The 14,551-nt window shown below is 63.3% G+C and carries 15 protein-coding genes; 12 read left to right on the top strand and 3 right to left on the bottom strand.

The genetic code is table 11. From position 1 onward, the window contains the following. Nucleotides 1–43: 43 nt before the first annotated feature. The gene (locus GC125_RS17180) at nt 44–817 is read right to left on the bottom strand and encodes an enoyl-CoA hydratase (protein WP_151986764.1); all 774 of its coding nucleotides are present in this window, start codon (nt 815–817) and stop codon (nt 44–46) included. Nucleotides 818–852: 35 nt separating this feature from the next. Beyond that, the gene (gene mutM / locus GC125_RS17175) at nt 853–1,758 is read right to left on the bottom strand and encodes a bifunctional DNA-formamidopyrimidine glycosylase/DNA-(apurinic or apyrimidinic site) lyase (protein WP_151986763.1); all 906 of its coding nucleotides are present in this window, start codon (nt 1,756–1,758) and stop codon (nt 853–855) included. Nucleotides 1,759–1,890: 132 nt separating this feature from the next. On the opposite strand from mutM, the gene ubiE reads away from it, so the two are divergent. The 6 genes from ubiE to GC125_RS17145 all read left to right on the top strand — a co-directional run bounded on the left by ubiE (nt 1,891) and on the right by GC125_RS17145 (nt 7,085). Next, on the top strand, nt 1,891–2,667 hold the full coding sequence (gene ubiE, locus GC125_RS17170; protein ID WP_151986762.1) for a bifunctional demethylmenaquinone methyltransferase/2-methoxy-6-polyprenyl-1,4-benzoquinol methylase UbiE: 777 nt from the start codon (nt 1,891–1,893) through the stop codon (nt 2,665–2,667). Between the two features lie 5 nt (nt 2,668–2,672). After that, nucleotides 2,673–4,247: a 2-polyprenylphenol 6-hydroxylase gene (gene ubiB / locus GC125_RS17165; RefSeq protein WP_151986761.1), complete on the top strand. Its 1,575-nt coding sequence runs from the start codon at nt 2,673–2,675 to the stop codon at nt 4,245–4,247. 59 nt (nt 4,248–4,306) lie between these two features. After that, nucleotides 4,307–4,546: a FitA-like ribbon-helix-helix domain-containing protein gene (locus GC125_RS17160; protein ID WP_151986760.1), complete on the top strand. Its 240-nt coding sequence runs from the start codon at nt 4,307–4,309 to the stop codon at nt 4,544–4,546. A gap of 115 nt (nt 4,547–4,661) precedes the next feature. Beyond that, nucleotides 4,662–5,870 (top strand): bifunctional phosphopantothenoylcysteine decarboxylase/phosphopantothenate--cysteine ligase CoaBC, encoded by a 1,209-nt coding sequence (gene coaBC, locus GC125_RS17155; RefSeq protein WP_151986759.1) that lies wholly within the window; start codon nt 4,662–4,664, stop codon nt 5,868–5,870. Nucleotides 5,871–5,885: 15 nt separating this feature from the next. Then, entirely contained in the window at nt 5,886–6,290 is a 405-nt protein-coding gene (locus tag GC125_RS17150) for a GFA family protein (RefSeq protein WP_151986758.1), read from the top strand. 135 nt (nt 6,291–6,425) lie between these two features. Then, entirely contained in the window at nt 6,426–7,085 is a 660-nt protein-coding gene (locus GC125_RS17145; protein WP_151986757.1) for a peroxiredoxin, read from the top strand. Nucleotides 7,086–7,145: 60 nt separating this feature from the next. Here the strand turns inward: GC125_RS17145 and maiA are convergent, their stop codons facing one another. Then, complete coding sequence (maiA, locus tag GC125_RS17140; protein ID WP_151988038.1) at nt 7,146–7,793, bottom strand: maleylacetoacetate isomerase; 648 nt, start codon at nt 7,791–7,793, stop codon at nt 7,146–7,148. Between the two features lie 217 nt (nt 7,794–8,010). Here maiA and panC point away from each other — a divergent pair, with 217 nt between their 5' ends. The 6 genes from panC to GC125_RS17110 all read left to right on the top strand — a co-directional run bounded on the left by panC (nt 8,011) and on the right by GC125_RS17110 (nt 14,494). Beyond that, nucleotides 8,011–8,856, top strand: coding sequence for a pantoate--beta-alanine ligase (panC, locus tag GC125_RS17135; protein ID WP_151986756.1), 846 nt, complete (start codon nt 8,011–8,013; stop codon nt 8,854–8,856). A 137-nt stretch (nt 8,857–8,993) separates the two neighbouring features. Beyond that, complete coding sequence (locus GC125_RS17130; RefSeq protein ID WP_151986755.1) at nt 8,994–11,285, top strand: bifunctional salicylyl-CoA 5-hydroxylase/oxidoreductase; 2,292 nt, start codon at nt 8,994–8,996, stop codon at nt 11,283–11,285. Then, entirely contained in the window at nt 11,285–12,052 is a 768-nt protein-coding gene (locus GC125_RS17125) for an SDR family NAD(P)-dependent oxidoreductase (protein ID WP_151986754.1), read from the top strand. The genes GC125_RS17130 and GC125_RS17125 overlap by 1 nt, the downstream gene beginning before the upstream one ends. Further along, nucleotides 12,049–12,543, top strand: a complete 495-nt coding sequence (locus GC125_RS17120; RefSeq protein ID WP_151986753.1) for a MarR family winged helix-turn-helix transcriptional regulator — start codon at nt 12,049–12,051, stop codon at nt 12,541–12,543. Before GC125_RS17125 ends, GC125_RS17120 begins: the two co-directional genes overlap by 4 nt. Continuing rightward, nucleotides 12,540–13,352 (top strand): enoyl-CoA hydratase family protein, encoded by an 813-nt coding sequence (locus GC125_RS17115; RefSeq protein ID WP_151986752.1) that lies wholly within the window; start codon nt 12,540–12,542, stop codon nt 13,350–13,352. Before GC125_RS17120 ends, GC125_RS17115 begins: the two co-directional genes overlap by 4 nt. Next, nucleotides 13,352–14,494: an acyl-CoA dehydrogenase family protein gene (locus GC125_RS17110; RefSeq protein WP_151986751.1), complete on the top strand. Its 1,143-nt coding sequence runs from the start codon at nt 13,352–13,354 to the stop codon at nt 14,492–14,494. The genes GC125_RS17115 and GC125_RS17110 overlap by 1 nt, the downstream gene beginning before the upstream one ends. The last annotated feature ends 57 nt before the right edge of the window (nt 14,495–14,551 follow it).

Genomic DNA, 14,551 nt, shown 5'->3' with positions numbered 1-14,551 from the left:
AACGTCTCTCCGAGGCGCTTATAGCCGCCCGCCCGATCGGCCGCTAGCGGTTCTTGAAGACGGGCTTCCGCTTTTCGCTAAAGGCCGCCATGCCTTCCTTCTGATCTTCTGTCGCGAACAGAGAGTGGAACACCCGGCGTTCGAAGCGCAAACCCTCGCCGAGCGTGCTTTCGAAGGCGCGGTCGACCGTTTCCTTGGCCATCATCACGGCCGGCAGCGGAAAGGATGCGATCTTCTGGGCGGCTTTGATCGCCACCTCGAGAAGATCACCGGCTGGCACGACCCGGGCGACAAGCCCTGAGCGCTCGGCTTCTTCGGCGTCCATCATGCGGCCGGTCAAACACAGATCCATCGCCTTGGCCTTGCCGACCGCGCGCGTGAGGCGCTGTGTCCCGCCCATTCCAGGGATGACCCCGAGCGTGATCTCCGGCTGGCCGAATTTGGCGGTATCGGAGGCGATGATGAAATCGCAGAGCATGGCCAGTTCGCAGCCTCCGCCCAGCGCATAGCCCGAAACGGCGGCGATCTTCGGCTTGCGGGTGCGCGCAATGGCATCCCAGCCACCGATGAAGTCGCCGAGATAATTGTCGACGAAGGTGAGCGATTGCATTTCCTTGATGTCGGCACCGGCGGCAAAGGCCTTTTCCGAACCGGTGATGACGATCGCCCCGATGCCGGCATCGCGATCGAAGCCTTCGGTTGCGTCGATCAGCTCGGTCATTACGGTGGAGTTCAAAGCATTGAGGGCATCGGGCCTGTTCAAAGTCACGATCGCCACACGATCGCGCGTCTCCACCTTGATCGTTTCGTAGGCCATGAAACCTCCCTTGCTCTTGAAGGCCCCGCCCGGGATCACCGCTGGCAGCTGGGGCAGAAGAATGTCGATCGCCCGCTTTGGACGATGCGGCGGACCGTACCGCCACAAGCCTCGCGACGGCAAGGCTCGCCCTCGCGATCGTAGACGGAAAAGCTGTGCTGGAAATAGCCGAGCGCCCCGTCAGCCTGCATGTAATCGCGCAACGACGAGCCGCCGGCAGCGATGGCATCGGCGATCACGTTGCGAATGGCGACGCTCAGCGCCTCAAGCCGTTTGCCCGGCTTGCCACCCGACGTCACAAGCGAACCGGCGGCCCGGCGCGGCGACAGGCGGGAACGCCACAGCGCCTCGCACACATAGATATTGCCGAGCCCCGCGATGACACGCTGGTCGAGAAGCGCGGCCTTGAGCGGAGCCGTCTTTCCCGCAAAGCGCGACGCGAGATAGGCTGCATCGAGATCATTGCCGGTCGGCTCGCGCCCGAGGCCCAGAAAGTGGGGGTGAACCGGCAGGTCCGCCTTGCGCTCGATCAGGGTCATGAAGCCGAACCGGCGTGGGTCATTATAGATGACGGAGAGCGGCTCCCCTTCGTCCGCCAGATGGAAGACGACGTGATCGTGCTGGGTGAGGCGCGAGCGCGCGCGATGAAAATTGCCGGGCGTGTCCTTATCCGGATCATGGGCACCGGGTGCCTCCATCCGGAACGACCCCGACATGCCGAGATGCGCGACGACGACAGCGTCGTCGTCGAGTTCGATCAGCAGATATTTCGCCCGCCGCCCGAGCGAAATGATGCGGCGGCCTTGAAGACGTGCGGCGAAGTTTTCGGGAAACGGAAACCGGAGATCGGGCCGCCGCTGCTCGACACGTGCGATGGTACGGCCTTCCATGGCGGGCGCCAGGCCGCGCCGCACCGTTTCCACTTCTGGCAATTCCGGCATTGAGCGCCCCGCGCTTTCTCGATGAGCTTCGCGGCCAAGCTGCGCCGAAGCTTTTGATTTCAGAATGATTGCCCATATAAGACCTCGCGACGAGTGCGGCAAAGCCGATGGCAACGAGGATTGAGACACTGCATGTCCGATGAGCGCGCAACGGCCCAAGGCGGCATGGATACTTCCTTCGGATTCAAATCCGTCGGCAGCGGCGAAAAACAGGGCATGGTCGATGCCGTTTTCCACCAGGTGGCCCGGCGCTACGACATCATGAACGATGTGATGTCGGCCGGCATGCACCGCGTCTGGAAGGACGCGATGGTGACGGCGCTCAACCCGCCGCGGCATGCCGGCTTCAAGGTGCTCGACGTGGCCGGCGGCACCGGCGATATCGCCTTCCGCATCGTCGACGCCTCGCACCGTCAGGCGCATGCAACCGTGCTCGACATCAATGGATCGATGCTGGGCGTCGGCCAGGAGCGCGCCGAGAAGCGAAACCTGTCCGAGAACGTCGATTTCGTGGAAGCCAACGCAGAGGACCTGCCGTTTGGCGACGCTGAGTTCGACGCCTATACGATCGCTTTCGGCATTCGAAACGTCCCCGATATCGCCAAGGCGTTGGGCGAGGCGCATCGCGTCCTGAAGCGTGGCGGCAGGCTTCTGGTCCTGGAATTCTCCGAGGTCCAGATGCCGATCCTCGACAAGGTCTACGACGCCTGGTCCTTCAATGGCATCCCGGCACTCGGCAAGGCGATCGCAGGTGACGGCGAACCCTACCGGTATCTGGTCGAATCCATCCGCAAATTCCCGCGTCAGGCAGATTTTGCGCGGATGATTGAGCAGGCAGGCTTCGATCGCGTCCGCTGGACCGATTATTCGGGCGGCATCGCGGCCTTGCATTCCGGCTGGAAGCTTTGAGCCGCATGGGCAATATCACGTCCTATCTGCAGCTGGTCCGTGTCGGCTGGGTGTTCGTGCGCGAAGGCGTGATCGCGGCCTTGCCTGCCGATGATCTGCCGCCGCTGATGCGCACCCTGCACGGCTTTTCCCGCCATCTGGCGCGGTCGAAGGCCAAGGAAGCAAGCCGCAGCGACCGGCTGGCGCGCGCCGTTGCTCGGCTCGGTCCATCCTACGTCAAGCTCGGTCAATTCCTGGCGACCCGGCCCGATGTCGTCGGTGCCGACATCGCGGCCGATCTCGCGCTTCTCCAGGATCGGATGGAGACTTTTCCGCTCGAGCAGGCGATGGAGAGCGTCTCCCTTTCGATCGGTCGTCCGATAAACGATGCCTATGTGCGGATCGAGCCGCCGATCGCAGCCGCGTCGATCGCGCAGGTCCATCCGGCCTACGTCTTGCAGGACGGCGCCGAACACAAGGTTGCCGTCAAGGTTGCCCGTCCCGGCGTCCGCGGACGCTTCCGCCGGGACCTCGCGACCTTCTATTTCGTGTCGGAACTCCTGGAACGCCACATTCCCTTTACCCGCCGGCTTCGCCCGATAGAGGTGACGCGGATTCTCGAGCAGACGACCCGCATCGAGATGGATCTGCGGCTGGAAGCGGCGGCGCTCTCCGAGCTTGGCGAGAACATCGCGAAAGATCCCGGTTTTCGTGTTCCGACCGTCGACTGGGAGCGCACCGGCCGCGACGTCATCACGATGGAGTGGATTGATGGCATCAAGATGTCCCAGGTGGACGCTTTGCGCGATGCCGGCCACGACCTCGACCATCTAGCCGACGTTCTGATCCAGTCGTTCCTGCGCCACACGTTGCGGGACGGCTTCTTCCACGCCGACATGCACCAGGGCAATCTGTTCGTTGAAGCCGACGGCACGATCGTTGCAGTTGACCTCGGGATCGTCGGCAGGCTCGGCAAGAAGGAGCGCAGGTTCCTGGCCGAAATTCTCTTCGGCTTCATCACGCGGGACTACATGCGCGTTGCAGAAGTGCATTTCGAAGCGGGATATGTGGCGCGATCCTACGATGTGGCGAGTTTCGCGCAGGCCATCCGCGCCATCGGCGAGCCGATCCACGGCCAGTCTGCCGAAACCATCTCCATGGCCCGGCTGCTGACGCTTCTGTTCGAGGTGACCGAACTTTTCGACATGCAGACGCGGCCTGAACTCGTGATGCTGCAGAAGACCATGGTCGTCGTCGAGGGTGTCGCCCGCACGCTCAATCCGCGGTTCAATATGTGGCGCGCCGCCGAGCCCGTCGTCGGCGAATGGATCCGAGGCAATCTTGGGCCGGCCCGCATCGTCAGCGACGCGCGCGACGGATTGCGCGCCGCCTTCAAGCTGGCCGAGCAGGCGCCCGAGATCGCTGCCCGCACCGAGCGTCTGACGCGGGAAATCGATGCAATGGCCGAAAAGGGCCTGCGGTTCGACGCCGAAACGGCGGAAGCGATCGGCCGGGCAGAAGCCCGCCACAGCCGAAGCGGACGGGTCGCGCTCTGGATCATCGCAGCGACCCTGGTGTGGATCGCGTTTCAGATCGGCTGATCGTGCTAGCATGCTTGCGCTTGACGACGCGTGGTAATCTCGATTGCAGGGGTTAGAGCGTGCCGACCGTACGCAAGCTGGACGAGGAAACGAAGCAGGCACTGCGCGAACGCGCAGCTGCCCACGGCGTATCCATAGAGGAAGAAGCGCGCCGGATTTTGACCGAGTCGGTTCGCGGAGAGCGCCAGCGAAAGAAGCCGAGGGTCGAGGACCTTCTCGCACTCGGCATCCGTCCGCGAGCGGATTTCGACCAAAAGGCCGAGTTTGATGCTCTCTGGGCGTACATAGAAGAGCAATGAGCCTCGTCATCGACGGTTCTGCGCTCGAAACGTGCCGCTTCTGTTCAAGGGCGATGATTTCGGGCATACCGACGTTCGATCCGCGCTTTCCGCGGATTGAAGCTGGCGGGTAGCTATGGCGTTGAACGGCAAGCGCATTCTTCTCATCATCGGCGGCGGCATTGCGGCCTATAAGAGCCTCGATCTGATCCGCCGTCTGCGCGAGCGCGGCGCTGCCGTCCGACCGATCATGACCGCGGGCGCCTGCGAATTCATCACGCCGCTGGCCGTCGGAGCGCTGGCGGCGGACAAGGTCTTCACCGAACTCTTCTCGCGTGAAGACGAGCAGGATGTGGGCCATATTCGGCTCGCACGCGACTGCGATCTGATCATCGTCGCGCCTGCGACGGCGGATCTGATGGCGAAGATGGTCGCCGGATTGGCCAACGATCTCGCATCGACCGTCCTGCTCGCGACGCATCGCAAGGTTTTGCTCGCTCCCGCCATGAACCCTGCCATGTGGACCCACAAGGCGACGTCGCGCAATGTCGCGCAACTGAGAAATGACGGCATCCATTTCGTCGGCCCCGAGACCGGGGAGATGGCGGAAAGCGGGGAGGCGGGCCGCGGGCGCATGAGTGAACCGCTCGCCATCGTGGCTGCCGCAGAAGCATTGCTGGACGAAGCGCCCAAGCCGCTCACCGGCCGGCATGCGATCGTCACATCCGGACCGACCCATGAACCGATCGATCCCGTCCGGTATATTGCCAATCGTTCCAGCGGTCGGCAGGGCCATGCCATCGCCGCCGCGCTCGCCCGCCTCGGCTGTTCCGTCACGCTTGTCACGGGTCCCGTGACGATCGCGGATCCCGCGGGTGTCGACACGATCCATGTCGAGACGGCGCGCCAGATGATGACAGCCGTGGAAGCGGCATTGCCAGCCGATATCGCCGTGATGGTTGCAGCGGTAGCCGATTGGCGCACGGTCACCGACGAGGGCCATAAGATCAAGAAGCAGGCGAATGCCGCCCCGCCTGCGCTGCAACTGGTCGAAAACCCGGATATCCTGAAGACGATCGGCCACCACGCACAGCGACCCAAACTGGTTGTGGGATTTGCCGCGGAAACCGACGATGTCGAACAGAACGGGCGCGCCAAGCTTGCCCGCAAGGGCGCCGACCTCATCGTCGCGAACGATGTCGGGTCGGGGACGGGCGTCATGGGCGGCACCCGCAACAAAGTTCATATCCTGACGGCGGAAGGCACGGAGCCCTGGCCGGATATGGACAAGGACGAGGTGGCCGAACGACTGGCCAATCTGATCGCGGAAAAGCTCGCCATCTGATCGAGGAGACACGCGGTGAAAGTCGACGGCACCTGTCATTGCGGAGCAATCGCCTTTACGGCCGAGATCGACCCCGACCGCGTCACGATTTGTCATTGCACCGACTGCCAGCGCCTGACGGGCACCGCTTATCGCATCTCGGTCTCGACGCGGCGGGCCGATTTTGCTCTGTTGCGCGGCCAGCCTCAGCGTTACGTGAAAATGGCCGAAAGCGGCAATCGTCGCGAGCAGGCGTTCTGTGCGGCATGCGGCTCGCCGCTATGGTCGGCAGACGCAGACAATGCAGACAGCCCGTTGGGGCTGCGGGTAGGCACGCTTGTCCAGCGTGCCGAGCTGGCGCCATCCAGGCAGATCTGGTGCGGGTCCGCCTTGCCGTGGTCGCAGGATTTGCGCGGGCTGCCCAAATCCCCGGCGGAATGATTTTTCAAGAATAGTGCCGATGCCGGAACGCCCGATTGGGTGCACGGCCAAGTTTGGAGCGCCTGTCGGTCGCAAGGAGCGATCGGCATCATTATGTTAGGGCAACAGGACAATCCAATCGAAAGGGAGACGGCTATGGGTCTTCGCATCAACGACACGGCGCCCGATTTCACCGCCGAAACCACTCAAGGGACGATCAATTTTCACGAGTGGATCGGAGACGGGTGGGCCATTCTCTTTTCGCACCCGAAGAACTTCACACCGGTCTGCACCACGGAGCTTGGCTACATGGCGGGCCTCGCCGGCGAGTTCGAGAAGCGCAATGCAAAGATCATCGGCATCTCGGTCGATCCGGTCGAAAGCCACGGCAAGTGGAAGGAAGACATCAAGATCGCGACCGGCCACTCTGTCGAGTACCCGCTGATCGGCGACAAGGACCTCAAGGTCGCGAAGCTCTACGACATGCTGCCGGCAGAAGCTGGCGACAGCTCCGAAGGCCGGACGCCTGCCGACAATGCGACGGTTCGTTCGGTTTTCGTCATTGGGCCGGACAAGAAGGTAAAGCTGATCCTCACCTATCCGATGACGACGGGCCGCAACTTCGATGAGATTTTGCGGGCGATCGATTCCATCCAGCTGACGGCCAAGCACCAGGTGGCAACGCCGGCGCAGTGGAAGCAGGGCGAGGATGTCATCATCACCGCCGGCGTCTCCGACGAGGATGCCGAAAAGCGTTTCGGCTCGTTCGAGCGCGTGCTGCCCTATCTGCGCAAGACGAAGCAGCCTTCGGCCTGATCGGTCAGTGCTTTCAGCAGACGAAAATGCCGTGGCTCGCGCCGCGGCATTTTTTTATGATCAGGCTTCGGTGTCGGGTTGGCGCGAGGGATGTGCATCCGCAAATGCCTCGAGCGCGTTGCAAGTCCGCTCGATCGCCCGAAGGCGCGGCATGGCAGTGAGATCGACGCCGAAGCGGGCCGCGGAAAACATCTGCGGCACCAGGCAGATGTCGGCAAGCCCGGGTGTCTCGCCGAAACAGAAGGTGGTTTCGGTATCCCTGCGCTCCAGCAGGGCCTCGCAGGCTGAAAGCCCGCGCCCGATCCACTCCCGACACCAGTCGTCCGCCTGCGCCTGGCTGAGCCCGAGTGGGCCTTTCAGGTAATCGAGCACCCGCAGGTTCTGCAGCGGGTGAGTGTCGCAAGCGATGACTTGCGCGAATGCGCGCACCTCCGCGCGCTCCAGTGGGTCACTCGGCAGAAGAGCTGGCCCGTCGTGCGTTTCCTCCAGCCATTCGATGATGGCCAGCGACTGCGTGAGGACGGCGCCCTCGATTTCCAGAGCCGGTACGAGTCCCTGAGGGTTGAGAGCGGTAAAGGCCGGCATCTTCTGCTCGCCGCCACGGTTGCGCAGATGCACGTAGCGGTTTTCAGGGCTGAGGCCCTTCAGATTGAAGGCGATGCGGCAGCGATAGGCTGCCGACGATCGGAAATAGCCATAAAATACCATGGACACGACGTGCTCCTCCTTCAGGCGATCAACGCCGCGTCTCGTCCCGGATGCGGCCTGCTTTTGCCGCACCGTAACCGGCCGCCGACGTTATGGGTAGCATGCAAATCAATCCGACTGGGCTGCAAGGGCTGAGCCGGTGTCGGGGCCGGAAGAGGCAGTCGATATCCGCGCAAATTTGTGGCATCTGCCGATTGGGCGAGAAGGGGAGTGAGCCATGAAGATCATCAGGACGGTGGCTGAGCTGCGCGAAGAGGTCGGGACCTGGCGCCGGGAGGGCCGGACCGTCGGCGTCGTGCCGACCATGGGCGCGCTCCATGAAGGCCATCTCAGTCTGGTGCGTCGCGCATTGGCGGAAACGGACAGGGTCATCGTGACGCTTTTCGTCAATCCCAAGCAGTTCAACGATGCGTCTGACCTTGACGCCTACCCACGCACCGAGGAGAGCGACGCGCAAAAGCTGAAACCGCTTGGCGCGCACGTGCTTTACGCGCCAAGCGCCGCTGAAATGTACCCCTCCGGCTTCCAGACCAAGGTGTCGGTCTCCGGTGTCTCGGAGGGCCTTTGCGGTGCGGGACGAACGGGGCATTTCGATGGCGTCGCGACCGTGGTTTCCAAGCTTTTCCTTCAGGCCGGTGCCGACAGGGCGTTCTTCGGCGAGAAGGATTTCCAGCAATTGCACGTGGTGCGGCGCATGGCGCGGGACCTCGACATTCCGATAGAAGTGGTGGGCTGCCCGACGGTGCGGGATGCCGACGGTTTGGCTCTTTCTTCCCGAAACGAGCGGTTGTCGGCTGGCGATCGATCGAATGCCTCGGCCATCGCGGCGGCTTTGCGCGAGGCAGCCGAAAGTCTGGCCGCAGGCGCCGATATCACAGAGACGCTCGAGGCGGCGACCGTACGGCTGAAATCCATCCCGGAGGCACGGTTCGAATATCTCGAACTGCGCCATGAGGACGATTTGTCGCCGGTGAACGCCCTCGCTCGACCAGCGCGCCTGTTGGCGGCAGTCTGGTTGGGAGATGTCCGGTTGATCGACAACGTCCCCGTTGCCGTGCCGTAGCGTGATCTCTGCTGTGTGTGGAGCAGCAATCGCATTCTTCAAGCCATCGAAATCAGAAACTTTAGGCTTGAAGTTTCATGCTTGAAAAAAGCATTCCGCTCTGACACTCTCCCTGTCGAACATGAGGGAGTGAAGCGATGCGCGTTGCATGTCTTGGTGGCGGTCCGGCCGGTCTCTATTTTGCGATCAGCATGAAGCTGCGTGACCCATCCCATGAGGCGGTCGTGATCGAGCGCAACCGCCCGAACGACACGTTCGGCTGGGGCGTCGTCCTGTCGGACGAGACGCTCGACAATCTTAAGGAAAACGACGCCAAGAGCGCCGAAGCGATCCGCGAGCATTTCGCCTACTGGGACGATATCGCTGTGGTCTACAAGGACACGCGCACGGTCTCGACCGGTCACGGCTTCTGCGGTATCGGCCGCAAGAAGCTGCTCGAATTGCTGCAGGGCAGGGCACGTGAACTGGGCGTCGAACTCCGTTTCGAAACGGAAATCGAAGACGTCCGCACCTATATGGCCGAGTATGATCTGGTCATCGCGTCGGATGGTCTGAATTCCAAGGCGCGCAGGACGTTCGAAGACGTCTTCAAGCCCGACATCGACACCCGCAAGTGCAAGTTCGTCTGGCTCGGGACTCACCAGAAATTCGACGATGCCTTCACCTTCATCTTCGAGAAGACCGAGCATGGCTGGGTCTGGGCCCATGCCTACCAGTTCGACCCGGACACGGCGACGTTCATCGTCGAATGCAGCCAGGAAACCTGGGACAAGTTCGGCTTCGGCGATATGAGCCAGCAGGAATCCATCGCCGTCTGCGAGGAGATCTTCAAGGATCACCTTGGCGGCCACAGCCTGATGACCAATGCCGGCCATATCCGTGGTTCGGCCTGGATCAACTTCCCGCGCGTGCTCTGCGAGCGCTGGTCCTATGAAAACCTGGCGCTGATGGGCGACGCGGCGGCCTCTGCGCATTTCTCCATTGGCTCCGGCACCAAGCTCGCGCTGGAAAGCGCGATCGCCATGGCCGAATATCTCCATTCCGAGCCGACGCTTGAGGCGGCATTCGCCAAATACGAGGAAGCGCGACGGCTGGAAGTGCTGCGCCTGCAGTCGGCCGCCAAGAACTCGCTCGCCTGGTTCGAGGACGTCGAGCGGTATCTCGATCTCGATCCGGTGCAGTTCAACTATTCGCTGCTCACCCGTTCGCAGCGCATCAGCCACGAAAATCTGCGCATGCGCGATGCGGACTGGCTGGAGAGTGCAGAAGGCTGGTTCCAGAAGGAATCCGGCGTCAACGGCAACTCCCCGGTTCGCCGCCCGATGTTCGCGCCCTTCAAGTTGCGCGAAATGACGCTGAAGAACCGCGTCGTCGTCTCGCCCATGGCCCAGTACAAAGCCGTGGACGGTACCCCGACCGATTGGCATCTCGTGCACTATGGCGAGCGCGCCAAGGGCGGTGCCGGCCTGCTTTATGTCGAGATGACCTGCGTATCGCCTGAAGGCCGCATCACGCCCGGCTGCCCGGGGCTTTACAAGCCCGAGCACGAGGCTGCGTGGAAGCGCATCGTCGATTTCGTCCATGCCGAAACGGATGCGAAGATCTGCGCCCAGATCGGCCATGCCGGTGCCAAGGGTTCGACGCAGGTTGGATGGGAAGAAATGGACGCGCCTCTGCGTGAGGACAATTGGGAGCTTCTCGCACCCTCCGTCGTGCCTTGGTCGGACAAGAACGCGGCTCCGAAGGAAATGGACCGCGCCGACATGGACAAGGTGCGTGACCAGTTCGTCGCTTCCGCCGAGATGGCCGATCGCGCCGGGTTCGACATGCTCGAAATCCATATGGCACATGGCTACCTGCTGTCGGCCTTCATCACGCCGCTGACCAACCGCCGCACCGATGAGTATGGCGGCAGCCTCGAAAACCGCATGCGCTATCCGCTGGAAATCTTCCACGCGGTTCGTGCCGTCTGGCCCCAGAACAAGCCGATCTCGGTGCGCATTTCCGCCAATGACTGGGTAGACGGCGAGGGCGTTGGTCCCGGCGAAGCGGTGGAAATCGCCCGCATGCTGCAGGCAGCGGGCGTTGATATCTGCGACGTCTCGGCCGGCCAGACCTCGAAGCGCGCTCGGCCCGTCTACGGCCGCATGTTCCAGACGCCGTTCTCGGACCGCATCCGCAACGAAACGGGCATGGCGACAATGGCTGTCGGCAACATCTACGAGCCTGACCACGTCAACTCGATCCTGATGGCCGGCCGCGCCGATCTCGTCTGTCTTGCCCGGCCGCACCTTGCCGACCCGTACTGGATGCTGCACGCCGCAGCTGGCCTGGGTGATCGAAACGAAACCTGGCCCGCCCCTTACTGGCCGGGTCGCGACCAGCTCTATCGCCTCTCGGAGCGCGGCGAAAACCTGACGGCTGTCTGATGAGCGGCCTCGATCTCACCGGGCGCCATGCGCTCGTGACCGGCGGCGGGACCGGCGTCGGTGCCGTGATCGCCGAGACGCTCGCAGCCCGCGGCGCTTCCGTCACGATTCTCGGCCGCCGGCTTTCGGCGCTTGAGGATGTTGCCGGCGCGCATGAGCGCATTTTCGCGGTCGAAGGCGACGTGACGGATGAACGCTCCTTGGCGGATGCGTTTGGAAGAGCCGTTGCTGAATGCGGTCCGCTTTCCATCGTCGTCGCCAATGCCGGTGCAGCCGACAGCGTACCGTTCCACAAGATGGACATCGACGGCTGGAACCGCATGCTGGCGGTCAACCTCACCGGCGTGTTCACGACGTTTCGCCACGCGCTGCCGGCGATGCGCGATGCACGCTTCGGGCGGCTGATCGCAATTGCCTCGACCGCCGGCCTGAAAGGCTACCCTTACGTTTCGCACTACTGCGCCGCCAAGCATGGCGTCATCGGCCTGACGCGGGCGCTCGCGCTCGAAACGGCAAAGACGGGCGTGACGGTCAACGCCATCTGCCCGGGCTTCACCGAGACACCGCTTCTGGAGCGCTCGATCGAGAACATCATGGAAAAGACCGGCAAGGGGCGCGACGATGCTGCCGCGGCGCTGACCGTCAACAACCCGATGGGCCGCTTCATCCAGCCGCGCGAGATTGCCGATGCCGTGACGTGGCTTTGCGGCGCCGATGCCGGCTCGGTCACCGGGCAGGCGATCTCGATTTCGGGGGGCGAGATATGAGTGACCAGGAAACCGCCAAGGCCTTAGATTCTCTGGAAATCGCAAAGCCCGATGCCGCGCGCCAACGGCTGCGGGTCTGGCTGAAGCTTTTGAAAACGCAGCGCCAGATCGAGGCCGTTCTGCGCGAGCGGCTGCGGGTGGAATATAACACGACGCTGCCCCGCTTCGATGTGCTGGCCGCGCTCTACCGTGCCGAAAAGGGCATGAAGATGAGCGAATTGTCGTCCGAACTGATGGTCTCCAACGGCAACGTGACGGGGATTATCGAACGCCTTGTCGCCGATGGGCTCGTCGTGCGGGTCTCCGTCGAAAACGACCGCCGCGCCATGCTAGTGCGGCTGACGCGCAAGGGGCAGGAGGACTTCGCATCCATGGCCGGCGTCCACCGCGGCTGGGTGAACGAATTGCTCGGCGGGCTGGACGACGACGCTGCCCGCCAGCTGATGGCGCTTCTGGGCGCCGCCGAACCGAAATTGGGAGAGACTGAATGACCGCGATGAAGGATTTGAAGCCGCAGCACTTCGAATGGGAGGTGGACGGCACCATCGCGCGCATTCGCCTGTCGCGCCCCGAGCGCAAGAACCCGCTGACCTTCGAAAGCTATGCCGAACTGCGCGACACCTTCCGCGCCCTGACCTATGCCGACGATGTCGACGTTGTCGTCTTCCTCCCGAATGGCGGCAATTTCTGCTCCGGCGGTGACGTGCACGACATCATCGGCCCGCTGACCGGCATGGACATGAAGGGCCTGTTGAACTTCACGCGCATGACCGGCGACCTGGTCAAGGCGATGCTGAACTGTGGCAAGCCGATCATCTCTGCAGTCGATGGCGTGGCCGTCGGCGCCGGCGCGATCATCACGATGGCGTCCGATATCCGCATCGCGACGCCCGAGGCGAAGACGGCGTTTCTGTTCACGAAAGTCGGGCTCGCCGGTTGCGACATGGGCGCTTGCGCCATGCTGCCCCGCCAGATCGGCCAGGGCCGCGCCGCCGAACTGCTCTATACGGGCCGTTCGATGAGCGCGGACGAAGGCGAACGCTGGGGCTATTACAACCGCCTCGTGGCTGCCGCCGATCTCGAAAAGGATGCAATGGACATCGCGTCACGCATTGCAGCCGGCCCCAATTTCGCGCACTCGATCACCAAGACCCAGCTGAACCACGAATGGTCGATGGGGTTGGAGCAGGCGATCGAGGCGGAGGCCCAGGCGCAGGCGATCTGCATGCAGACACAGGATTTCCACCGCGCCTACCATGCCTTCGTGGCGAAGCAGAAGCCCGTGTTCGAGGGCAATTGATGGCCGACCAGTCCTTCCTCTCCTGGCCGTTCTTCGAGGACCGGCACCGCGCGCTCGCAGCCGAACTCGAAGCTTGGTGCGAAAAGCACCTGCCCGTCGATCATCACGATGTGGACGGCGCCTGCAAGGCGCTGGTCAAGGCACTCGGGGCCGCCGGCTTCCTGCGCCACTCGGCCATCGATCCTGAGGGCGATGGTCCGCTCGACGTGCGCTCGCTCGCCATCATCCGCGAAACGCTGGCACGCCACGACGGTCTCGCCGATTTCGCCTTTGCGATGCAGGGCCTCGGCACCGGCGCGATCTCGCTGTTCGGCACGCCCGAGCAGAAGGCCTGGCTTTCGAAAACCCGCGCGGGCGACGCGATCTCCGCCTTCGCCCTTTCGGAGCCGAAGTCGGGCTCGGACGTCGCCAACATGGACATGACGGCGCGCCATGACGGCGACGCCTATGTGCTCGACGGCGAGAAGACCTGGATTTCCAACGGCGGCATCGCCGATCTCTATTGCGTCTTCGCGCGCACCGGCGAGGCACCGGGCGCAAGAGGCATTTCGGCCTTCGTCGTGCCGGCCGACACGCCGGGCCTCACCATCGCCGAGCGGATCGACGTCATCGCGCCGCATCCATTGGCCCGCCTGAAATTCGAGAACTGCCGCATCCCCGCCGCCGCACTGATCGGCAAGCCGGGCGATGGCTTCAAGATCGCCATGTCGGTGCTCGATGTCTTCCGTTCGACCGTTGGCGCGGCGGCACTCGGCTTTGCACGCCGGGCGCTGGACGAAACGGTGAAGCGCGCCCGCGAGCGCGAACTTTTCGGCGCACCGCTGGGTGATCTGCAGATGGTGCAGGGCCACATCGCCGACATGGCGCTCGACGTCGATGCGGCGGCGCTCCTCATCTACCGCGCCGCCTGGACCAAGGACATGGGCGCGCCGCGGGTAACGCGGGAAGCGGCGATGGCCAAGCTTTACGCCACCGACCGGGCGCAATCGGTGATCGACAAGGCCGTGCAGATCCATGGCGGAGACGGCGTGCGCAAGGGCTCGATCGTCGAAAGCCTCTACCGCGAGATTCGTGCGCTGCGAATCTACGAGGGGGCGTCCGACGTGCAGAAGGTCGTCATTGCCAGACAGGTCATGGCCTGAGTGTTTTGGGCCTGAGTGTTTTGGGCCTGAGTGTTTTGGGCCTAAGTTTTTGGCGCG

This window comes from Rhizobium sp. EC-SD404, from assembly GCF_902498825.1.
Taxonomy (GTDB): domain Bacteria; phylum Pseudomonadota; class Alphaproteobacteria; order Rhizobiales; family Rhizobiaceae; genus Georhizobium.
This window is presented reverse-complemented; position numbering and strand designations above follow the sequence as displayed.